The sequence below is a fragment of the Citrobacter sp. On2M genome (assembly GCF_018035235.1).
Lineage (GTDB): Bacteria > Pseudomonadota > Gammaproteobacteria > Enterobacterales > Enterobacteriaceae > Citrobacter > Citrobacter meridianamericanus.
Genome location: NZ_WPCV01000002.1, coordinates 878,105 through 899,379 on the forward strand (window position 1 = coordinate 878,105; position 21,275 = coordinate 899,379).

Annotated in this window: 23 protein-coding genes; 22 read left to right on the forward strand and 1 reads right to left on the reverse strand. The window is 39.7% G+C overall.

Annotation, left to right across the window (positions count from 1 at the left end; translation table 11 throughout):
* Positions 1 to 273 precede the first annotated feature (273 nt).
* A complete protein-coding gene (locus On2M_RS06325; protein ID WP_210904515.1) occupies positions 274 to 2,172 on the forward strand; it encodes a methyl-accepting chemotaxis protein in 1,899 nt (632 codons plus the stop codon).
* Positions 2,173 to 2,248: 76 nt separating this feature from the next.
* Here the strand turns inward: On2M_RS06325 and On2M_RS06330 are convergent, their stop codons facing one another.
* Entirely contained in the window at positions 2,249 to 2,689 is a 441-nt protein-coding gene (locus On2M_RS06330) for a DUF1062 domain-containing protein (protein ID WP_247604924.1), read from the reverse strand.
* A gap of 138 nt (positions 2,690 to 2,827) precedes the next feature.
* On the opposite strand from On2M_RS06330, the gene On2M_RS06335 reads away from it, so the two are divergent.
* The 21 genes from On2M_RS06335 to On2M_RS06435 all read left to right on the forward strand — a co-directional run bounded on the left by On2M_RS06335 (position 2,828) and on the right by On2M_RS06435 (position 21,207).
* A complete protein-coding gene (locus tag On2M_RS06335; protein WP_187258641.1) occupies positions 2,828 to 3,457 on the forward strand; it encodes a DNA-binding protein in 630 nt (209 codons plus the stop codon).
* Positions 3,458 to 4,366: 909 nt separating this feature from the next.
* The gene (locus On2M_RS06340; RefSeq protein ID WP_151217515.1) at positions 4,367 to 5,128 is read left to right on the forward strand and encodes a response regulator transcription factor; all 762 of its coding nucleotides are present in this window, start codon (positions 4,367 to 4,369) and stop codon (positions 5,126 to 5,128) included.
* Positions 5,129 to 5,184: 56 nt separating this feature from the next.
* Positions 5,185 to 5,481, forward strand: a complete 297-nt coding sequence (locus tag On2M_RS06345) for a PapB/FocB family fimbrial expression transcriptional regulator (RefSeq protein ID WP_187253491.1) — start codon at positions 5,185 to 5,187, stop codon at positions 5,479 to 5,481.
* 421 nt (positions 5,482 to 5,902) lie between these two features.
* Positions 5,903 to 6,154: a Flp family type IVb pilin gene (locus tag On2M_RS06350; RefSeq protein WP_151217512.1), complete on the forward strand. Its 252-nt coding sequence runs from the start codon at positions 5,903 to 5,905 to the stop codon at positions 6,152 to 6,154.
* 96 nt (positions 6,155 to 6,250) lie between these two features.
* Complete coding sequence (locus On2M_RS06355) at positions 6,251 to 7,135, forward strand: hypothetical protein (protein ID WP_210904516.1); 885 nt, start codon at positions 6,251 to 6,253, stop codon at positions 7,133 to 7,135.
* Positions 7,136 to 7,182: 47 nt separating this feature from the next.
* Positions 7,183 to 8,613, forward strand: a complete 1,431-nt coding sequence (locus tag On2M_RS06360; protein WP_210904517.1) for a pilus assembly protein N-terminal domain-containing protein — start codon at positions 7,183 to 7,185, stop codon at positions 8,611 to 8,613.
* Between the two features lie 11 nt (positions 8,614 to 8,624).
* On the forward strand, positions 8,625 to 9,773 hold the full coding sequence (locus On2M_RS06365; protein ID WP_210904518.1) for a hypothetical protein: 1,149 nt from the start codon (positions 8,625 to 8,627) through the stop codon (positions 9,771 to 9,773).
* Between the two features lie 16 nt (positions 9,774 to 9,789).
* Positions 9,790 to 11,079 carry a CpaF family protein gene (locus On2M_RS06370; RefSeq protein WP_151224787.1) on the forward strand — a complete coding sequence of 430 codons (1,290 nt, stop codon included), beginning with the start codon at positions 9,790 to 9,792 and terminating at the stop codon, positions 11,077 to 11,079.
* Complete coding sequence (locus tag On2M_RS06375; protein ID WP_210904519.1) at positions 11,076 to 11,981, forward strand: type II secretion system F family protein; 906 nt, start codon at positions 11,076 to 11,078, stop codon at positions 11,979 to 11,981. The genes On2M_RS06370 and On2M_RS06375 overlap by 4 nt, the downstream gene beginning before the upstream one ends.
* Positions 11,982 to 12,000: 19 nt before the next feature.
* Entirely contained in the window at positions 12,001 to 12,843 is an 843-nt protein-coding gene (locus On2M_RS06380) for a type II secretion system F family protein (RefSeq protein WP_210904520.1), read from the forward strand.
* Positions 12,831 to 14,042 (forward strand): hypothetical protein, encoded by a 1,212-nt coding sequence (locus On2M_RS06385; RefSeq protein ID WP_210904521.1) that lies wholly within the window; start codon positions 12,831 to 12,833, stop codon positions 14,040 to 14,042. The genes On2M_RS06380 and On2M_RS06385 overlap by 13 nt, the downstream gene beginning before the upstream one ends.
* A 40-nt stretch (positions 14,043 to 14,082) precedes the next feature.
* Positions 14,083 to 14,445 (forward strand): hypothetical protein, encoded by a 363-nt coding sequence (locus tag On2M_RS06390; RefSeq protein ID WP_151217495.1) that lies wholly within the window; start codon positions 14,083 to 14,085, stop codon positions 14,443 to 14,445.
* A 37-nt stretch (positions 14,446 to 14,482) separates the two neighbouring features.
* A complete protein-coding gene (locus tag On2M_RS06395; RefSeq protein ID WP_151224782.1) occupies positions 14,483 to 15,022 on the forward strand; it encodes an ATP/GTP-binding protein in 540 nt (179 codons plus the stop codon).
* A 2-nt stretch (positions 15,023 to 15,024) separates the two neighbouring features.
* Positions 15,025 to 15,576: a hypothetical protein gene (locus tag On2M_RS06400; protein WP_151224781.1), complete on the forward strand. Its 552-nt coding sequence runs from the start codon at positions 15,025 to 15,027 to the stop codon at positions 15,574 to 15,576.
* 22 nt (positions 15,577 to 15,598) lie between these two features.
* Entirely contained in the window at positions 15,599 to 16,057 is a 459-nt protein-coding gene (locus On2M_RS06405; protein WP_151219963.1) for a hypothetical protein, read from the forward strand.
* Complete coding sequence (locus On2M_RS06410) at positions 16,054 to 16,479, forward strand: prepilin peptidase (protein WP_151219962.1); 426 nt, start codon at positions 16,054 to 16,056, stop codon at positions 16,477 to 16,479. Before On2M_RS06405 ends, On2M_RS06410 begins: the two co-directional genes overlap by 4 nt.
* 10 nt (positions 16,480 to 16,489) lie before the next feature.
* Entirely contained in the window at positions 16,490 to 16,972 is a 483-nt protein-coding gene (locus On2M_RS06415) for a TadE/TadG family type IV pilus assembly protein (protein WP_187253482.1), read from the forward strand.
* Complete coding sequence (gene tadF / locus On2M_RS06420) at positions 16,947 to 17,576, forward strand: tight adherence pilus pseudopilin TadF (protein WP_187253481.1); 630 nt, start codon at positions 16,947 to 16,949, stop codon at positions 17,574 to 17,576. Before On2M_RS06415 ends, tadF begins: the two co-directional genes overlap by 26 nt.
* 17 nt (positions 17,577 to 17,593) lie before the next feature.
* A complete protein-coding gene (locus tag On2M_RS06425) occupies positions 17,594 to 19,432 on the forward strand; it encodes a pilus assembly protein (protein WP_210904522.1) in 1,839 nt (612 codons plus the stop codon).
* A 143-nt stretch (positions 19,433 to 19,575) separates the two neighbouring features.
* Positions 19,576 to 20,313, forward strand: coding sequence for a CZB domain-containing protein (locus tag On2M_RS06430; RefSeq protein ID WP_187253479.1), 738 nt, complete (start codon positions 19,576 to 19,578; stop codon positions 20,311 to 20,313).
* Positions 20,314 to 20,508: 195 nt separating this feature from the next.
* A complete protein-coding gene (locus tag On2M_RS06435) occupies positions 20,509 to 21,207 on the forward strand; it encodes a CZB domain-containing protein (RefSeq protein WP_187258651.1) in 699 nt (232 codons plus the stop codon).
* Positions 21,208 to 21,275 lie beyond the last annotated feature (68 nt).

Below are 21,275 nucleotides of genomic sequence, written 5' to 3' on the forward strand. Positions count from 1 at the left end.
AGGGAACACGAGATAAACCGGATGTCTGTGCCTGTATCGAAAGGATAACCGCGCAACAAGAATAAAATAATAATCTATATTACACTCAATGCTGATATATAATTTTGCATTATCCACATAAATCAAACATTAATTCTGATCAATATAGTCCAATAGAGGTATGTTAGTGAATATTAGGCCTAAAAACAATCACTTGCCTCATAGGGAATTTTAAAGAGAGGCTGTTTGATGCCGATAACCATGATGAAAATATGGTTAATGGAGGGATGTGACATGTGGTGGGTTTATCGAATGCCGATGAAAATGAAGTTAATTATCGCGCTACAACCACTGTTATTGGCGTTATGTTGGTTTGCAGGTTCGGGAATATTGGCGCGTATAGAAACAGAACGACAGATGGAGAATATTGCCCAGCTAACAGCGCTTGCACGAAGTGCTGGAAATGTGGTGCATGAATTGCAAAAAGAACGCGGAATGAGCGTCGGATTTCTGGGGGCTAAAGGGAAGACGTTTAAAGATGAATTAAACGTACAGCGGGCTTTAACCGATCGCGAGATCGAGGTCTTTGTGCGTACACTGTCCGATACTGCTTTGCCTGAAGGGGATGTCGCTGCTTCTGTTGCCACGTTTAAGAAAAACATTCTATCCCTTGCCACCATCCGGGAAAACGTCACGCAATTAGGTCTTCCGGCATCCGATGTGGTTACGTTTTATACTAATGTCATTGCTGATGTGTTGAGTTTTGTGGGCCGACTGGGGCAGTTGACGGATTCAGGCGAGATGGCGAACGCATTTGCCGCCTACTACAACTTGCTGAATTTAAAAGAACAAGCAGGTATTGAACGCGCGTTGTTGTCAAATATCTTTTCTTCCGGTCATTTTGCCGTAGGGCAGTTACATCAACTCAGTGATGTCGTCAGTAAACAGAATGTCTGGTTGGCACAATCGTTACGCCTGAGCACACCTGAACAGGCGGCCATGTTGCAAAGCCGCCTGCAGTCACCAGAAGCGTCAAAAGCGCTCTCATTGCGCGAAACCGCGTTTAACCATGCAGTGAATGGTGGATTTGATGTCGATCCTACCGTCTGGTTTAAGGTACAAACCCAGCGTATTGAAGTGATGCGGCAGATAGAAAATGTCACGGCGAATCTTCTGTTGGCGAATGCGGAAAAACTTGCACAGGACGCACGAAAAAACTGGCAAACGTATATGGTTGTCAGCATGTTAGCATTACTGGCATCACTGACGTTCGCTGGGGCAATCGCAATCAATATGCATCGTCAATTCAGTGAAACGCTACGCAAGATTGCGGGCATGAACGGCGATCTGACTCAACGACTGTCGACCCCGGGGAAAGATGAGCTTTCGTCACTTAATCGTGCCTACAACACGATGCTGGAAAGTATTCAGCATATAGTCCAGGAGATTAAACAAGGCTCCGTAGTTTTGTCTGATGCCAGCAGCAGTATTACGGCGGGTAATCAGGATCTTGCCCAACGTACAGATGAACAGGCTGCATCAATCGTACAGGCTGTAGCCAGCATGGAACAACTATCTACCTCGATAACGCAAACGGCGGATAATGCCCGGGACGCAGAGTATCTGACAGTCAGGTTGGAAAAAGAGGTTCGGCAGGCCAGTTACGTCGCCAGCGCGGCAAATCAAAGTATGGGAGATATTCGCGCTTCCAGTGAGAAAATCTCGAATATTGTGACGTCAATTGACGATATTTCGTTTCAGACTAACTTGCTGGCGCTGAATGCCGCAGTGGAAGCTGCTCGCGCAGGAGAGATGGGGAGGGGATTTGCGGTCGTGGCCAGTGAGGTGCGGAATCTTTCGCAGCGTTGCGCCAAAGAAGCTAACCAGATCCGCGAGCTCGTTGCGCAAAATATGGTCAAAATCAGTGAGGGCGTTGAGCGGGTTACGGCATCTGCTACCGCACTGGAAGCTGCTGCAGACAATACCACCAGTATGAAGCAATATATTGCGGATATTGCTCGCGTGGCGACGGAACAGTCGCAAGGAGTATCCCAGATAAACCTGGCATTACGGCCTATGGAGCAGGTCACGCAGCAAAACGCGGCGTTGGTTTCTCAGGCCGCGAGCGACAGCCAGCGCCTGGACAATCTGTCGGTGACTATGAAGGATTTAGTTAACCGTTTTGTGGTTTGACATGACACCGTTTAACCGACCCAGACAACATCCCGGGCCGGTTAAATCTCACAATCTTATTGTGAGCTTCATACTGTTAACGTTGGCCCAGAACAACTTTTCGCCGAGCATATAATGTGACTGCTGACAGCTGAAAATCCAAATATCCTGTCATTCGTTTTCGGGATTTGAGTTCTTTCATCGTAATACCACTAATATGGCCTTCATCTATCAGTTTCTTTATCTCCGCGGTGCTGAGTAAAAGCTGGCGCTTCAAGATCGATAGCACACTAATCTGAAAAGAGTGGGAAAGTCTGATGGTTACGGTGACTTTCTGGCCGGTTTTGATGCTGACCTGCCACTGTTCCTGAATACGAAAATCAGGTTTACCTGCAAGTTCAGCCTTGTTACGGCTCAGGGTCGCTTTATCATTGGCAAAATAGTGAACCGTACTGGCATCGTTGGTGATAAATCGATGAAACAATGAATCTTGAGAGATTACCAGTGTGGCAGCCTTTAAGTATATGAGTTCAATCAATATTCATTATGTTGTCACGGTTGAAGTCACTGCGGATGCCGGGCACTCTGGTGACTTCTACCAGCAGGCTTCCGGTTGCATTCTGTCGCTGGTAAAGTGAGCAACCCTTACCGATATTTGACCAGAAAGGAATTCCGTGTGACCGAACGTATTGATTATCAGACTGAAAAGTACAGCTTTACTGAGGCTGCTGAGAGTTCTCGTCTTACCGGTCAGTGGGCTGATGTTATTGCTGAATGTCGGGAAATCAAGGCGGGTTCAGAAGAGCGTCTGCGTATTGCTTTATTGAATGTGGACTATGTGACCAGCTTTGAGCTGCCCTTTCGCTTGTTGCTACTCCGCACCCCGCAACTGATCGCCAGCGTGCGTGATGAGCTACAGCTTAGCCAGAAAAACGTCCTCTTTAACGGCAAACGCTTTGGCTGCGTATACAGTCTGAAAGCGAGCCTTGGCGGAATACCGGATGAATTCCAATACCGTCTCTCGCATCGTATCCGGCGCATTGATCCCACAGGCTTAAACGAAGCGCCGTATCAGCAGATTGCTAAAGTAGTGAAAGCACCGCGTGAACGTCTGAAGCTGGCGCTGGAATCGGGTCTTGATGTCACTGCTCTGGATGGACTCTTCTGGTTTGGCAGCCAACGTATTGCTGCTGATGTACTGAGGCTAAGAAAAGCAGGGATGCGGATAGCTACAGGACAGAAGAGTGTGTCCGATAACCTGACTGCAACCGTGAGAAACGTGCCGTTTTATCGCCTGGCTAATTAATGAATGAACATGAGCGACTTGTCTGACAGACCCTTTCCAGGGGGGCTGCAGAGTACTTAGGTATAGACATTAAAAGTTATGGCTCATCTCAAAAGCATATTAAATATATGATAAATAATGATATTAATGTATGCAGGCTATGAGTGTCATTGTGATCTGAGGGCAAAATTGCCTTGCTTTACTGGATCTACGCACTACTGCTAACCCTGCGATGACGCACCGTTTTACTTTTTGGACATAGTAATAGGCGATGTCGTAATTCATCAAACCGTCCCACCCTGATGTTGGTTGGCTACACGCTATGTAAGAGTCGAGGTGTGCGAACAGGCGACATCTATAGTGTACTGAGTCCGCTATCAACTCAAACCTTGCAGGGATCTCTGCAATTTTCTCTAGCTTGTAACAATTTTTTCCTTAATTTTAAGTATCTCATCGGATGACCTGGATGAAATCTCACTTCATTGAACGGCCATGCTGTTTGAAATTGTCTGAAAAAAGTCAAAGTTAAGACATTAACGAAATGTATGCGATTGCTAATACATAAGTTTGATTAATTAATCCTAAGCGTAATATCTTAAGCTTCGATTTACAGGAAGGGGAAGTACATAATTTAACTTGCTGTAATAATGGTTTTTTATTTATTTTATATAAATTATATAAAAATTGTAATTATTATTCTTAATTACATGAATTGTATGGCTTTTGACAAAAAACAAAAAAATAGAAACATCACTTATTTAAAGTTTTGTATTTGAGTGTATGACTAATGTTTTGTAGTATTGATTAGTTTTCAAGATCTTATCGATCGATTTTATTGATTTTTACCCATTAAGTATTTGTTTAAGAATATTTGTAACAAAGAACTGGCCTGTCAGTATTTTTGTACATGACAACAGGAGGTTGCCTGGGATGTGTGCTGAGAAAACATCAAAAGCTCTGCAACGTGCAATTGTTTATTCCACGGAGTGGGCAAAAACAATCGCATTGAAATATTTGTGCGGGCATTCTGCTTGCGGAAAAGAAATTTATGTAGAGACTACAGGAGATCTTAGAACTTTATTTTCTCGTTTAAGTACGAAAAGCACTGAAGTTCCCGATATTATTGTTCTGGATATCCCTGCCAGGGATTATGTCGGTCTGCTATGCCATATTCGTCGCTTGCATCCGGCATTGCCGGTGGTTATCACACAGTCACGAATATTATTCTCTGACCGGGCGGTAGCCTCTTGGTTTGGCAATATTTGGCTACGTGAATACGACAGCCTATTGGCGGGATATCCGGGGGCGTTGATCGGTTCTTGCATGACAGATCTGCAATTTGCGGGCACATATAGCTCCGCGGCCTGTTCGACAGAATGTCCGGGACGAATGAGTGATGCAATACTCCTTAATCACGTGGAACGATGGTTGTGCGGGCGTCTGACAGAAAGAATTGGTTCAGGGCTCTGCGCGCAGGTTGCAACTGAATGGTTGTCACGAGGGATCTCCGCACAAGAGGTGGGGAAGCGTCTGAACCGCAGCGACAAATTGGTATATCACTATCGCAGTCGTATTATACAAGAACTGAGAATTTCCGGTCATCCGCGGGACTTTATCGCCTCATTATCTTTGAAAGAGGGGCCGGTACCTTCAGACCGCCCGATGACATGCCAGATGAGAGTTGTCGCGTAGTCACCAGTAATTCATCAAAGAATGGGAAGCAGGGTTAGAAGATTATGGGGATGCTGATGCGTAATGAATATTATCAGAGGCGTTATTCCATTCCAGGTAATTTACAGCCAGGGATGGTGGATATTCGTCATTTGCGATTGCTGATGGTGTTGTGCAGCATCAGTAATCCACGAATGGTGCTGGCGCTGGAAGAAGTACTGGTTAATGGGCTGTCGCGGCGGGAAGCATGTGAACGCAACGGTGTATCTCAGAGTCATTTGTCGGTGAAATACCGCAGGCTGCAGGACGTAAACCAGATTGTGTTACGAATTTACCCGTATGTACAGGATGAACTCGAATGCAGTTCGGGATAACAGGACAGAAGTCATTAATTTGATAGGGATGGCTGTATTAAAACTGTTAGTAAAGTTAAATTTTTATTTAGCCTCAGTTATTAAGTGTATTTAAAAGGCATTTTTGCCAGGGGCGATTGTACCTTTTATTCAGAAAGTAAGTTATTGGATTCTGTGAAATACAAAATCCGTGCGGTAGCTATGAAAAGAAAAAATGTTATAAAAATTCAGCAGGTAACTTACACGGCAATAGTGAGCAAAGGATACTTCTTAACCCAATATCAATCAAAAGCAGATGGCAAATCGCTTCGTTGTTAAAAAAAGGTTGTAGGGGAAAGCGGTAATGTAGGAAAGAGTCTCAGTTGCCTGAGACTGATTACAGTAAACGTCAGAAGGGCAAGCTCTTACTGGTTTTTTAAATTTCTTTCAAAGGAAGAAAAATATGTTAAATAATACCTTACTTAAGGCATATTGTGGTGCCGAAGTATACATAAAAAATAGCGTAAAAGACTTTTTCAAAAAAGAAGAAGGCGTAACCGCTGTTGAGTATGCAATTGTGGTGGCAGGTGTAGCTGCAGTGGTGCTGTTTATCTTCGGTTCAAGTGGACCTGTGCGGGAGATGTTAAACACTACGTTTACTACACTTCAGACAAAAATTACATCAATGATAAATGGTGGCGGAGCAACTCCGTAAAATTTTTGCATAAGTAGATTTTAAGAACACTGAGAATATTTGACTAAACTTTCTTTTTTAGAAAGGTTTTAATTATTTAAGTATTAAGGGATTAGAATGAAGCGGAAACTCGTCATTATCTATATTTTGATGATTTTAGTCGGTATTGTCGGTATTTTTATTTTCAGTAATAATGCGCCGGACACGGAGGTCCAGCCATTAACTCAAGCTAAGCCAGAAGAGCCAACGATTGAAGTTAAACGCGTCGAGGTTATTAAAGATTTAACTCGTGGTAAAATTTTAACCACTGACGATTATCGCATTAACGCGATAAGGAAAAAGGAAAGCGAAGTCACCGCTGCAGAGAAAAAAGCGATCGAAGGACTGGAAAATATCACTGGTTGGGCGTTGAAGTCGGATCTCAGTAAAGATACGATGATTACGCTTAATGATGTTGCCAAACCCGGTACGACAGAATACTTTGAGCTTTTCTTGTTGCCTGGAAATGTTGTCTATACATTTACCTTACAGAGTAATGAAAATTATCTTCTCGACAATGTGAAAACCGGAACTGGCGTAGATATCTATTTGATATATGGTCGAGAAATTAGTCGGGATATGAAGGAAAGTATCGTTTCACCTCCCACGTCCGTTACTGGTCGTAGCTTAAAAAAAGTTATTTCTAATAAACGAGTCCTTGCTATTAATAAAGCAAAACGCAAAGAGAAAGACGGCATTTATACAATTGCCGAAGGTAGTCAGGTAATCGTTGAGCTGAACAACGATGATGTGAAGATCCTGAAAGGGTTAGAAACAGGAACTAAATTAGTCTTATTCCCGGCGAGTGATAAAGATCAACAAGAACTGACACTGGATAATTTGTTGCTGTTACAAGAAAGTAATTGGGCTGATGATGCTCCTTACTTACCTGAAGGCAATTATCCTGCACCGGGCCTGAGCGATGGTCCTGCCCGAGATGGTGTAACTGAATTACGCGGATAAGCGCTTAATCGATGTGATAGTTCTGTAAATTGAAAAAGGATAATCTAATGCGTCTGACCACTTTTTTATGGCAAGTAAGTGTACTTTTCTCAACTGTCTTTATAAGTTCAATAAGCCTTGCAGAACAAATGTATATAAAGCCGGGCATGTCAAAGCAGATTAAAACCAGTGAGCCTATTAAAACTGTTTTTATTTCATCGCCCGAGATTGCTGACTATAAGGTTATCAGTAATAAGGCTGTGGTGTTGTATGGTAAAAAGGTAGGTACCGCTGAAATATCGGTATACGGCGCTAATTCCAAGGTTATTTATAACGTCAGTCTCGGTGTTGATCCGTTATTACCGGAGCTTTCCCAACGTATCAGACAGGAATATCCGGGTAGTAATGTTATCATTAAGCGTTTTAACGATAATGGTGGCAAGGCTTCTTATATCTTATCAGGTACTGCACCAAGTGAAGAAATCAAAGATGGTGTATATCAACTGGTTGGAAGTTTAGTCGGGACATCTGCAGAAGAGAAAAAAATTGAGGCAGACGATACCAGTAGCAACGGTGTTGGTGGCAGTAATATGATGGTTAAAAGTGACAAGATTCCTTTTGCCAGCTACAAAACCTATGACAATATTATTAATCGTATCGAACTGCCATCATCGAATCAGGTCAACGTAAAATTGACTGTGGTAGAGGTGACAAAAGAATTTACCGATAACCTGGGAATCGAATGGAGTAGTTTAACTCTCGACAGCATGATGGGCGGGGGGACGACGGCAAACTCAGCAGGAACGTTCAATCTGTTAGGTTTCAAAAACGGGTTTGATGCCAGAAATATCAGTACTCTTATTAATGCAGTGCATAATGATAAAATTGCCAGAGTACTTGCACAACCAAACCTGACTGTATTATCAGGAGAATCAGCTAACTTTCTCGTCGGTGGGGAAATTCCAATCCTGATGCAGGATCGTGATGCAACAACAGTCACTTACAAAGAATACGGTATTCGTCTTAACATTGCTGCTAAGGTTGAGAGAAAAAATAAAATTAAACTTTTTATCTCTAACGAAGTTAGTAGCGTAACGGGTACATATGCTTACAATACCTACCAAATTCCAACGCTGAAAACGCGTAAATCGAATTCAACGATTGAATTAGGTGACGGTGATAGTTTTGCAATTGGTGGTTTGTTGAATGAATCCGATCTTGAAACTTTAACCAAAGTACCTTTCATTGGTGACATCCCGGTTTTGGGTGCATTAGGTCGTCGTGCTGGAAGTGAGCGCAGCAAGACAGAATTAGTCGTATTCGCAACGGTTAATTTGGTGAAGCCTATGTCATCTGGTGAAAAAATAGCTTTACCTAAGTTTAATAAAACGTCATCAACCAGATTGTTCTTTAACACTGGTGTTGATGAAAAAACGCGCAGCGATCGATTAAATACGGATACCGCTCAGTTTCTTGATCAAGTTGGCTTTGCTAAATAAGGGGATTTAATATGAGACTGTTTAGCACAACAACGGATACAGAAACTAAAGAAGACAGTAATCGGGTAGTTCTTGACAGAAGTAAGGTGGTTTTAGTTTCACGGAATCAAAAGATCCAGCTCGATGTTAAAAATGTGCTGATGATGCACAATATAAGCAGCATTGTGCAAAAGGAAGTTGCAGTTAATGAATATCTTGACGATCAGGATACCAAAGATGCAGGTTGGATGATCCTGGATATTGAAGATGAAAACGACATTAATGTGATTAATGAAGTAACGTCTTTGATTGTTCCTTATGATGTTTATTATGTACTGATCGGTAATACTGATTCCATTGCATTTGCCAAAACCTTAGAAAAAAGTGGCAGTAAATATCTTTACATCAATACGCAAGTTAATGAATTACCAAATGTTATCTTAAAATCGCAGGTACAAAGCGCCGATAAGTCGACGCTACGTATAAGTATTCTGGGATGTAAAGGGGGATGCGGTACCTCTACTATCAGCAACGAAGTTTTGATGTCACTTAATAATTTCACAACTGCGCCTTGTCTTTTGATTCAGGGGGCTACTGGTAGTAAAGATTTCGACTTAATCTCAGGTAATGAAATTGATGCTTCAGATAGTAAAGTGCAAAAAATCTCTGATAATCGCTCGATAAAAATGGAATCAGTAAATGAGGCATTAAATTATAGCGACCCAGTATTTAATCACTTTAATATCGCTTTGTTTGACCATAACGCTTGTGCAATTTCCGCAGAAAATTTAGAGTTAATATTTAAAAATTCGAATACTATCGTTTTAGTTCTTGGCCGAAATTTTTCATCTTTCAGAACAGCCAAAAGAGTGCTGGATGAGTATGCAAGGTTTGAGCGACAAAAGAATGATGTTATAAAACGAAAAATCATCATTAGCATTAATGAGTATAATGTTGCTGATAACAAGCAAAAATTCTCTAATGAAGATATTGTGGATTATTTGGGTAAAGAGATTTGTACAATACTCCCCTATTATCAAAGTCGGAAAGAGAATGATATTTTCTCGCAGCGTGCGCTTCAATTATCGGCAGCGATCCTGGGACGTGAAAAAATAGAAATTAAACAAAATAAAAAAACATTTAATTTGTCCAGTATTATCAATCGATTTAGTAAAAAATAGAGGTTGTAGAGGCTAAATGGGACCTAATGAACTATCATCATTAAGAATATTTAGGGAAAATATTCTTAAGAAACTGGACCTGGATCGTATTGATGCGATAAAGGATGATAGAACAGCACTGGAAACAGAGATAAGTGATATTTTACAGCGGGTATCTGCTGAGATAGGTCAATATTTATCTACTCAACTTCGGCTGGAACTCATTAAACTCGTGGCTGATGAAATTTCTGGCTATGGACCATTACGAGATTTAATGGAAGATGATTCCGTTAGCGATATTCTCGTTAATGGACCAGAACAGATATTTGTCGAACGCAGCGGGCGACTGGAAAAGGTTGGTACGTTTTTTCTCAGTAACCAGCAGTTGACAGAGATTGCCCGGCGCCTGGTTTCTAAGGTTGGGCGTCGCGTTGATGACTCGCAGCCACTGGTTGATGCCCGTTTACCTGATGGTAGTCGTTTAAACGTTGTTATTGCGCCAATTACTCTTGATGGCACATCGATTTCAATTCGTAAATTTGGTAAAGGCAAAAAAACTTTAGGTGACTTAATTAACTATGGAAGTATGGATGAAATGATGGCCAACTTCCTGGTTATTGCTGCCAGTTGCAAAGTCAATATTATTATATCCGGCGGTACCGGTTCCGGAAAAACAACGTTGCTGAACGCATTATCGCAATATATTGGTGAAACAGAACGTATCATCACTCTGGAAGATGCGGCTGAACTCCGTCTGATTAAACCACATGTGGTACGTATGGAAACGCGTATGGCCGGCGCGGAGCAGCAGGGGATGATCCCAATGCGTTCACTGGTTATAAACTCGCTCCGTATGCGGCCCGACCGTATTATTGTCGGCGAATGTCGTGGTGAGGAGGCATTCGAGATGCTGCAGGCGATGAACACCGGTCACGATGGTTCAATGTCAACTCTACACGCCAACTCGCCGCGCGATGCCATAGCACGTCTGGAAAGTATGGTGATGATGGCAAGTGCGTCCTTGCCGTTGATGGCTATCAGGAGAAATATTTCATCGGCGATACATCTGATTATTCAGGTTTCACGTATGCCGGATGGCTCGCGAAAGGTTATGAATATATCTGAGGTAATGGGGATGGAGGGGGAAAATATTATTATCCAGGATATATTCACATTCGAAGCTTCATCTCAAAGAGATGCGAACGGTAGGATTCAGGGGGTTTATAAGTTTAATGGTCTTTTGAAACGATCTGTCGTTTACCGTCAGGGTGTTATCTATGGTATGACTGATGCCTTGAACGAATTATTTGGGAGTCAGATTCAATGACACTTTTTTTTATTATACTTGTAGTTCTTGGTACTGTGAATTTTCTGGCGGTGCTCATTTATTACAAAAAAGTAAAAAAACTGGATGGCGGTCAACAACGTTTCCATATTACCACCAAAAAAAATAGCTGGAATAGCCAGCTGTTTGAACGCTTAAAGCAAGCTATAACGGGGGACGTCAGAAGCGTGAAATCAACGTACCGTAACATGAAGCCAAAAGATGCTTTCTTGTTTATCGGGTTGTTTTTGGCAGGTGTTTATATTAACTTTGTTTATTTAAAGTTTAATATCATCATCGCGTCCTTACTCTTACTCATAATGCTGAATTATGTTCATTACAAATCAAGTCAAAAAAAACAAAGGGCATTATTTGAAATTGAATTTTCGGAGGCGCTGAATATCATCAATAGCTCTATTAGCTCTGGAAATTCAATAGTGGTAGGGATTACCCAGTGTGGTAATAAGTTAAGTGGTGAAGTAGTCGGCCCTGAGCTTAAGATTGTATCTCGCAGACTTAGTATTGGTGAGGATGTCAATACTGTGTTAATGGATTCATATGAACGTTTACCCTATCGTGAGTATTATTTCTTCATTCTCGCTGTAATGATAAACATTAATGGGGGAGGCCAGGTCAGGGAAGTAATGACTCGTTTAGCTAAACAGATATCGGATGCAAAAATTACCGACCGCAAGAAGCTGACGATGACGTCTGAAGCCAGAATGTCAGTAAAAGTATTGGCTATGATCCCTGTCGGTTTTATCTTTGTCCTGAATTTTTTAAGTCCTGAGAATTTTGATATATTAATAAATCATGAGTCAGGGAAATATATTTTGTATTATGCTGTTGGAAGCGTTTGTCTTGGACTTGCGATCATATGGAATATGATGAATAAAGCTGTTTAAAACTATGGAGACATAACAAATGTCCTTATATGTCCTGTATTTTTTTGTGGTATCTTTATTTTTTGCTTTTTTGTATTTGTTGACTAAAAACAAAAAAACAAAGAAAATTTCCTCTGTACTGGGAAGACAGGGTAATATCGTCGCCAAAAATGAAGAATTAGTTTCAAATATTGAAAAAATTTATCGTAAAACAAGTAAGACAGTGACTTTTTTTGATTTTTTAGATTCTAATATTTTTTTGAAATTCGGTATAGTGATTGCTTTTTCGTTACTTATTTTTATTCTCGGTGCGCTTGGTATACTTAAATATGATAAACAAACACAGGCTATAATTATTGGTGTGGCATTAGTATTAGTGATTCTTATTCCTCCAAGAATAAAGAATTATGTAATGAAAAAAAAGACAAAGAAAATAAATGTCGATTTACCTTATGTTATAGATATTATGTCTATCTGTGTTCAATCTGGAATGACCATAGAGAATGCTTTAATTTACATTTCGAAAAACATCCAATTTATTAATAGCGATATCGCAAGTTTATTAGAAAGAACTGCTATTAAAATTGAGGTGAGTGGCATAGTTAGTGCGCTTGACCAATTGTATGAGGAAGTTCCCAGCGCCGAGGTACGAATGTTTTGTACCACGTTGCAACAAAGTATCACTTATGGGGCATCAATCAGTACCGTGCTTGTTGAGTTATCTAAGGAGATGCGAGAGATGCAGCTTTTATCCGTTGAAGAAAAGGTTGCTAGTTTATCCGCTAAAATGGCGGCTCCGATGATTTTATTTATTATGTTTCCGATACTTGCGATCGTAGCAGGTCCCGGATTTATCAGGATGATGGCAATATGGGGAAGTTAAGCGCTTTAGTAATTTCTTTGTTACTTGTAGGGTGTAGTTCACAAACCAACCTTGATAATAAAGAACGAGAATTTATCTTAACAAAAGTTAATAACTACAAAGGACTTATCGCATTTTATCGCGAACAGCTTAGCAAGAATGACACACCTGAAGTTCGACTTAAACTCTGTGAAGTTTATAACAAAATTGAAGATTATGAATCCTCGCAGAATTGTCTTAAAGAGTTGGTAAGTTCTTCTCCTACGGATGAGTCTTTGCTATTGTCGGCACAAAATAATAGCACTCTTGGCCATGATGAGATCGCATTAAGGCAAATAGATGAAGCGATAAAAATAAATCCTAAAATGGGAGAGGCTTATAACCTCAAAGGTGTAATCCTTGCACATTTAGGCGATTTAGAAAACGCGAAGGAAAGTTTTGAAAAAGCAAGAAATTTGTTTGTTGCTGAGGATATTGTAAATAATAACCTGGCAATGATCGCTATTGTAGAAAAGGATTACAATCTCGCGAGATCTTATTTAATGCCCCTATATTCCAGAGGTTATAATTCGCCAAAAATTGTTCATAATCTGATTTTTACACTTGTTAAGCTTAACGACTATAGCACAGCAGATATGCTAATCCGGCAAAATAATCTGGAGGGCTCATCTCAACGCTTAATTGCCGATCTTGATGGTATTATGACTACGATTCCTGAACGCAAGTCGCCAGACGTCGGTGTGAAAGTTTCAGCTCAAGGTGTTATCGAACAACCAAAAAAGAATAATTCAAGTTTGTTGAATGCGAGCGAAGATAACACTAAGGCGCTAACTGAAAATAAAAATATTGCTCCACGAGAAGTTGCCGTATCACCAGATGGCCCTGGTCAGGTGGAGAATATTGTGATAGGTGAACATGGTAAATTTGTTCGTCTGGTGTTTATTTCATCTTCCTTTATTAAGGGAGAGAAAGTAACTGGTGGGCGTGATAATCATGTTGAGTTTGTTTTGAAAAATATAAGAACAAACAAAAAAATGGCCGATTTAACTCGTAATATTAAAAAATACACTAAGTCATTAAATGATGTTTCAATACAGCAGCGCGGTGACGACTTATATCTGACATTTAATGCCAAGCGCGTCGTGAAACAGGTTAGGGCTTATATTTCACCAAAATCATCCATATCTAGTAATCGATTAGTATTAGATATTATTTTCTAAGCCTTATTGAGGCGTAGTTAAACCAAAGTAGGAGTTGTTTATGAGTAAGTTAAGTGATTCACTTGAAAATCTAATGGAACTTGATGGCGCAGTTTGCGCTGCCGTAGTTGATACGCGTAATGGAATGATCTTAGGTCATGTGGGCACAGGTATTGATATTGAGATCGCAGCAGCAGGCAATACCGATGTGTTGAAGGCGAAGCTCAAAACAATCAAACTCCTTGGTTTGAATGAAACGATTGAGGATATTCTTATTACGCTGGAAAAACAATACCACATTTTGCGTCCTTTACAGAAAGTTGAATCTGTATTTATTTATCTTGTGTTAGACAAACGCGAAAGTAACCTGGCATTAGCACGTCGTAAGGTTATGGATGTTGAATCTTCTGTAGAATCAATTTAATACTCGCTTCACGTACCCTATACTGAATATAAAAGATATGGATGATTATAAAGTTTTATTTATAGGCCGTAGTGGTTCGGCAAAAACAACGGCCATAAATTCTGCAAGCCAGATTAATGTCGTTTCAACGGATGTGGCCATGTCATTTATGGCCTCTGACGAAAAAAAAGAAACGACAGTGGGCCTGGATTATGGGGATCTACTTGTGGAAGATCGTGCTGGTCAGTGCCGATTGCGTTTATATGGTGTTCCTGGGCAATCCAGATTCTCCTTTTCATGGGAAATTCTACAGCAAGGTTGCTCTGGTCTTATTTTAATGATAGATGCAACTGATAAATTCGCTATTGAGGATATTCATTATTATACAACCGCTACGAGTTCTGACTGTGAGCGGATTATGCTTCCTACAGTTATTGCTGTTGTAAAAAGTGATTTGCTGAATCTTGAGGCATTATCGAAATTAAAAGAGGCTATCCAAAAGGAAAATATTTTGTCCCCAATACTCTGGATAGATGCCAGAAATAAAGATGCCGTTGTATCAGTATTAAGTGTGTTATTAAAGCAAATCAGGAGGTAGTTATGAAGAATGGACTTCCTTTTCCATTGAAGTTTACAGTTAGCTCAGATAAGGATAAAAGTGCAAGTGTAGAAGGCCATCCTGAGCAAATAATAGAGCCTGAGGTCGTTCTTCAACCTCTTGATGAAAAGCAAGAGAAGATAAGTGATAACGACAAAAGTTTTGTAGATTCTGCTCTTAAAGAACAGATTGATAAGACATTGAATAATTATGTAAGTAAATTCCCAGATATACAGAACCTCGTGCTTTCAACAGTAGATGGTTTTGAAATATCTTCTGTGCTTGATCAGGGCGGTGAAGAGATTATTCGAAAAGTCTCAGCTATGTCGAGTTCTCTGCAATCTATAGGTTCAGCAATATTAAGAGAGATTGGTGCCCCAGGATATCAGTATCTATATCTGAATAATGGTAAACGCTCAGTATTTATCTATCTTATCTCTGGTAATCAACTGGATGTTGTTCTGATGGCCGTTTCAGGTGAGATTGATTCTTTGGGCCAGGCTCTTTGGATGATGCAAAAATTAGTTGATGAAGTTAAAGAGTTGATTCAATAACGGATAGTTAAGGATTTAATAAATGAATAGTGTATTAGTTTTCAGGCTCTCAATGGAATTAGTCGCCGCAGATATTATCTCCGAATATATTCCGTTAAAACCTGTGCTTGATAATCGTAATGAATTAATTCAGGACCAAATACAGACTTATATTTCTTTAGTTTCTGATAATCTAAGCACATGGCAGAAAATAGGAACTCAAAAGGGATATACTACAGCACAAACTGACCAATTGATTGAGTTTGCATTTTTATTAGTAAAGTCTGATATTGCATCAAACTTTATTGGTCATTCGCCTGTTCTTTGCGATCGTATGACTATGATTGTTGAGTCTGTTATAAAATACATGAATATACTCAATATACCGATGTCGACCTCGTTTGATGAACTTCCTGAAAAATCTGTATCTATTATTATGGAAAAGCCAAAAGTTATGGGGAGAAAAAATGTTAAAAGATTTCCCCGTAAAGGTAGGAAATGATGGTGATTACAGGCATTGGATATTCAATCATTATATGCACAATACTGTATGGTATTTATACTGATATCAAGGTCAGGAAAATATATAACAGCGTGCCGTTGATTATCATTGCTGTTAGTCTATTTTTGAATGTGTTTTCAGATATTAATGTATCTTATGTATCAGCATCTCTAATTCTGATAGTTGGATTTGTCTTAAGTGTGTTTAATATATGGGGGGCAGGTGATGCAAAACTATGTTTTGCTTTATCACTATCAATTCCCGGGGTGAATTTACCTGCATTCCTCTTATTGACCTCTGTTATTGGTGGAGTGATGGCTATCCTGATGCTAATTACTCCGCGCTTGTACGGAAAATATAAAACGCTACCTTATGGCATAGCAATAGGTTGTGGCTACTTCATGAACTTATTAACCTTTTAAGGAGGCTTGATTGCACACCTTAATGCGCATGATAAAAAAAATTAAAGGTGAAGACGGCGCGATCGCCGTTGAGCTGTCATTAGTCATTATTCCATTCCTTGTGTCTATATTATTTATCATAGAGTTGTGTCGTGTTATGTATTTGACATCGGCTTTAGATGTAGTGCTTGCTGAATCTGGACGATATATCTCGTTGGATAGTACTGTAACTGATCATTCAGAAGCATTCGAACAAAACATAAAAACAAGTGCACGCAATTGGCCTTTGCTCTACAGTGGGAGCGAAATATCCGTAACCGTTAAGCATTGTAAAAATATACCTGACTTGTTAAGTGATAGTTGTATTACGGGGGCGACTACTACAGACCATTTTTTGTCAGTATATTCATTTAAATATAATTATCATCCCGTTTTCTTTTTTTTTGGCACTGGTTTTTTTTCATCAATATTTGAACGGAATATAGTTTATGTACAAGAGCCCAACAGAGTATAAGCGTTTTTTTTGGCAGAAGAGCCAGGCAAGCGCCACGGTTGAGTTTGCTTTTGTATTTCCCATCATCGTTTTACTGGGCCTTATGCTGATTGATTTTACTTTTCATTTCTCAGCTGAAAGTAAACTTGCCAGATTAAGTAATTCTATGTCATCCATGTTGAGAGAACGCAGTACGTTATATGCCAATAACCTTGTTGTTGAGTCTGAAGATGTGAAAAATATTCAAAAAACGGTGGACTTATTACTTGGTTCCGATGCTTTAAAGGGCACTGTCAACGTCAGGGTGCAAACGGTTCATTTCTCTGATACCTCCACAAAAACGGGCAAAATTTTAGATGCCACGAAGTCGAGAGATATTTATGAGGCTGCCAATAGTGGCGCGGTGGCGCAACAAAATTGTAAAGGGGCATTTGATATTAATAGTGCTGAGGTTTACAAGATGTCACCGTGGATGCAGGAAACTGAAGATAAAGGAAAGTGGGCCCCGCTATATCAGGTCACATTATGTACAAAAGGAAGAAATAGTCTGTTTTTGAATGCGTTGTCCAGTACTGGCATTATTGCAGACACTATTTCAGTTAGTAACATTGTTATTCCAAGATAAGCATACAGGTGATAGTGATGAAAATGTATAATAAGTTTCATATTCGCCGCTTTATCCGGGGTGGTAACGCAGGTGTCTCCATAATGTTTGCTATCATTCTTCCTGTGCTGATTGCAACTTTTTCCTTAGGCATTGATGGTTCACGCTTTTTGATTAAAAGAGCACGTCTTGCAGATGCCTTATCTCAGGGAAGTTTTGCGGTAGCTTCCACAAATTCCAACCTCACCACTGAACCTGAAAAAATTGAAGGTAAAGAATTGGTGAAAAGTTATATTAATTATTATATTCCGAGCAAAGAACTTGACGAATCAACGCTTGCTGTCTCAGCTAATATTGATGTTGATCCAGATGATTCAACAAAAGTTAACTCTATTGAATATGTGGCTACTGCAAAAATAATTGCACACCCCATCATTGATGGAATCAGCAGGGCATTGCCTGGATTTAATAAAGATGTACCTATCATTGCTGATGAAAACAATGGCATTGTGCGTAAAACAATCGGTGAGGTAAATATTGAGAGCGATATCGCTTTCGCAGTCGATTTTTCTGGCTCTATGCTTGAGCGGACACCCGATGGAAAGTTACGAATTCAGGTTTTACGGGACGTAGTTAATGATTTGTCATCCCAAATTGCTAATGAAAAGTCAAAATCAAAAATTGCTATTGTTCCCTTTGATATTGGGATACCGGTTAAACTTGAAGAAAAAAATGAGGCTGGCGGTGATCGTATAGGATGTGCTACCCCCTATAAGTTTAAAAATAAGTACGATATTGATCATGCTTTCTGGGCTAATAAAAAAATAGACTGGACTTCTTCTGGGAATAATACATCTGGTCCAGATCGAGAAGACGTTATCAGAAGCTATCTTGATCTTAAACGTTATGATTATTATTCTAATTATATCAATGCAGCAGGAGTCAATTACGAAAAATTTTGCACATCTAACACATCATATGATAGTTCTTTATCCTCAGGGAGCCTACACTCTAATCCATTATCTTGTGAAGCTATTAAAGAAGTAAGTGCTGTCTCATCATCTAATTATATTGAAATACAAAATTATAGTCAGATAATGCAAGACTATTTCTATCCTTTGATAAATGATATGAATAGTCAATCTTTTGCCAATGATACAACTATTGATTACGCTGGTACTGTAGATGAGTCTTTTTTATTCGATGAGAAAAAGGATAATAAATTTGAGAGACCTTTTGCCAGTTTTGACATGGGTAATCCTTTTAAACAAATATGTTTGACGGGATTTAATTTTGCAAGCGTAATTCCTTCAGAGGGACCAAAAAAAAGTATCCCACAAGGGTACCCCTATGGGCGTCCGGATAATTATTATTCTAGATACTTAAGTGAAGTGAGACAAAATGCATATGTTATAGGGTTATCATCTGATAAATCAGAGATTGATAAGTTTCAGTCAATGTGGCCAATGGATGGTGCTGGTACAGATATAGTTGCTGGACTACTTTATTCTGCCCGAGAGGTGGCTAAGGGAGAAAATCCACGGAAAATTATAATTGTTGTGACAGATGGTGAGGAATATGGTGAGCAGCGAGATGTTGCTTATAAATTTCGAACGCCTGCAGTATGCCAAAAAATTATGGATGGTGTAAAAAACAACTCAAAAAATACTAAAGAAGTTAAAATCTATTTTGTCTCAATTGTAAATAATTATCTAACTAATTCAATAATAATGGATTGGAAGAACAACTGTGTTGGAGAAGATGGCGCCTTTGTTGCTACTGACTACTCTGCTCTTAAGGATGCGATAACCAGTATATTTAGTAATGAACCGGGTGGTTTAAAATTCATCAATAAATCAGACATGATCGTGCCTTAATAATTTAAGCGGCATCTTTTGTTTATGGGTATATAAATTGAGGGCTGCTTACGGCAATTATAATGATTTTAAAATTTTTGAGTCGAATATTTATCAAACAAGAAATTGCATCATCAAAAAGTGTTATAAAGGAGCCTGAATTTATGAACAAATTTGACAATGTTTTAGAACAATTGCGCCCTGATAGTTCAGTTAGTTATGTTGCATTTGTTGATATGAATAGTGGGATGAAACTGGCTTCTGTCGGTTTATTAAAAGATGGTGATGCGCTTATCGACTGTTCTATACGGGTGATGCGAGCAGAGCTTAAGACAATTAAACTATTAGAAGTTAACGATGATGTGCTGGATATACTCATTACGACTGATGACGAATATCAACTGTTGTATCCTTGCCGAGGGATGAAAGATATCTTCATTTACCTGGTAGCAAGCCGTGAGCGTGCAAATCTTGCTTTGCTTAAACGTAATATCTCTGATGTTGAGGCTAACTTAATCTCCATAATGTATACAGATGGCGACATTCAAAATCACGGTTTTAATGTTAAGTCGGCATTGGATGCGCATTGTCGCTGGCGTGATAAGTTAATTGCAATAATCAATGGCACTGATACTGTTACCAATCTTAATGAACTTGGGATGGATGATAGGTGTGAGTTAGGACAGTGGCTGCATACAGTTGGTCAAAACCAATATGGCAGTATGTCTGAATTTCAGGAACTAATGAAATTGCATCATGATTTCCATCGTTGTGTGCAGGAAGTTGTTGATATGTATATCGCAGAAGGTGTTGACGCTGCGAAATGCGAGTTGACCGGGAATTTCCAGAAGAGGTCTGCACTTGTACAGGAACAAATCGTCCATTTCTTTGACAGTATTTAATACTGTTGATTGAGTAAAGGGCGTTGTTCGCAGCGCCTGTTATTTCTTTGAAATGGTAATCAGATTTTAACTTCCGATTTGTTACTGGCATGATACATGCTATACAAATAAATTTATTGTAATTTTTTAAAGGGATTTATTATCCAGTTTCTGGTAGTGAAAAGGCTTTCAGTGAAGTATATGAAGGATTTTTCCATGTTTACATCTGAACTACGTGACATTGTCCTCGATCATATTCGTTCCAGTGCCGTAACAAAATTCGCCCATGTACATTATACATCAGAGAAGAGTTTTCGCTTACGTGAAAGTATGTTGCATTCGGCATCGCACTGCAGGGAAGAGTCTCAATCGCTTACTCTTGTCCTAAACCGTCAGTATCGCCTTGTTAATCATCTTGCTAAAGATACCCAGCAAGATAATTACAAAACTGAACATAGCCAGTTATTAAAGCTGGCACGTGAGCAGTACCAACAAACGGGTTTTACTCAGGAGAATCTAAGTCGTGTTGCGTCGGGGTTGGCTCTTGCGGCGGACAAGTTATTATTTGCACTTCTTAAAGTACAGCACTATCAATGGCGTGACAGGTTGTATATCGCTTTGTTGACAGAGCAACATAATAATATTGTTTCTGATGAGCGAGAGTGCACCTTAGGGCTATGGATACATGGCGAAGGTCTCCGTCGTTTTCGTACGTTGCCTGGTTTTCGGGAACTCGACGCCTGTCATCACCTTGTTCATGAGACCAGTAATAATCTTTTCAGACGCAAGCTTAAAACTTTTACCCCTGAAGAACTGAAACGAGTATTGCATGATGTAGAAGAGGCTAGCCAACAACTCATTACTGCGCTGGATCGCCTTGATGAATGCACAAGTTTATTGTATCCACAGCCATAACGTTTGCCTTACGTTAACTTTCGGCCAATTGAACTGAGTTTAATAAATTTACCGCAGAGTTCGATTAT

Excerpts from the sequence above, each read along its gene's own strand:
- On2M_RS06410 (WP_151219962.1), top strand. The coding sequence starts at position 16,054 with ATGATGGTGATTACAGGCATTGGATATTCAATCATTATATGCACAATA.
- On2M_RS06430 (WP_187253479.1), top strand. The coding sequence starts at position 19,576 with ATGAACAAATTTGACAATGTTTTAGAACAATTGCGCCCTGATAGTTCA.
- On2M_RS06425 (WP_210904522.1), top strand. The coding sequence starts at position 17,594 with ATGAAAATGTATAATAAGTTTCATATTCGCCGCTTTATCCGGGGTGGT.
- On2M_RS06390 (WP_151217495.1), top strand. The coding sequence starts at position 14,083 with ATGAGTAAGTTAAGTGATTCACTTGAAAATCTAATGGAACTTGATGGC.
- On2M_RS06435 (WP_187258651.1), top strand. The coding sequence starts at position 20,509 with ATGTTTACATCTGAACTACGTGACATTGTCCTCGATCATATTCGTTCC.
- On2M_RS06375 (WP_210904519.1), top strand. The coding sequence starts at position 11,076 with ATGACACTTTTTTTTATTATACTTGTAGTTCTTGGTACTGTGAATTTT.
- On2M_RS06395 (WP_151224782.1), top strand. The coding sequence starts at position 14,483 with ATGGATGATTATAAAGTTTTATTTATAGGCCGTAGTGGTTCGGCAAAA.
- On2M_RS06405 (WP_151219963.1), top strand. The coding sequence starts at position 15,599 with ATGAATAGTGTATTAGTTTTCAGGCTCTCAATGGAATTAGTCGCCGCA.
- tadF (WP_187253481.1), top strand. The coding sequence starts at position 16,947 with ATGTACAAGAGCCCAACAGAGTATAAGCGTTTTTTTTGGCAGAAGAGC.
- On2M_RS06400 (WP_151224781.1), top strand. The coding sequence starts at position 15,025 with ATGAAGAATGGACTTCCTTTTCCATTGAAGTTTACAGTTAGCTCAGAT.
- On2M_RS06340 (WP_151217515.1), top strand. The coding sequence starts at position 4,367 with ATGTGTGCTGAGAAAACATCAAAAGCTCTGCAACGTGCAATTGTTTAT.
- On2M_RS06370 (WP_151224787.1), top strand. The coding sequence starts at position 9,790 with ATGGGACCTAATGAACTATCATCATTAAGAATATTTAGGGAAAATATT.
- On2M_RS06365 (WP_210904518.1), top strand. The coding sequence starts at position 8,625 with ATGAGACTGTTTAGCACAACAACGGATACAGAAACTAAAGAAGACAGT.
- On2M_RS06360 (WP_210904517.1), top strand. The coding sequence starts at position 7,183 with ATGCGTCTGACCACTTTTTTATGGCAAGTAAGTGTACTTTTCTCAACT.
- On2M_RS06380 (WP_210904520.1), top strand. The coding sequence starts at position 12,001 with ATGTCCTTATATGTCCTGTATTTTTTTGTGGTATCTTTATTTTTTGCT.
- On2M_RS06385 (WP_210904521.1), top strand. The coding sequence starts at position 12,831 with ATGGGGAAGTTAAGCGCTTTAGTAATTTCTTTGTTACTTGTAGGGTGT.
- On2M_RS06325 (WP_210904515.1), top strand. The coding sequence starts at position 274 with ATGTGGTGGGTTTATCGAATGCCGATGAAAATGAAGTTAATTATCGCG.
- On2M_RS06350 (WP_151217512.1), top strand. The coding sequence starts at position 5,903 with ATGTTAAATAATACCTTACTTAAGGCATATTGTGGTGCCGAAGTATAC.
- On2M_RS06345 (WP_187253491.1), top strand. The coding sequence starts at position 5,185 with ATGCGTAATGAATATTATCAGAGGCGTTATTCCATTCCAGGTAATTTA.
- On2M_RS06355 (WP_210904516.1), top strand. The coding sequence starts at position 6,251 with ATGAAGCGGAAACTCGTCATTATCTATATTTTGATGATTTTAGTCGGT.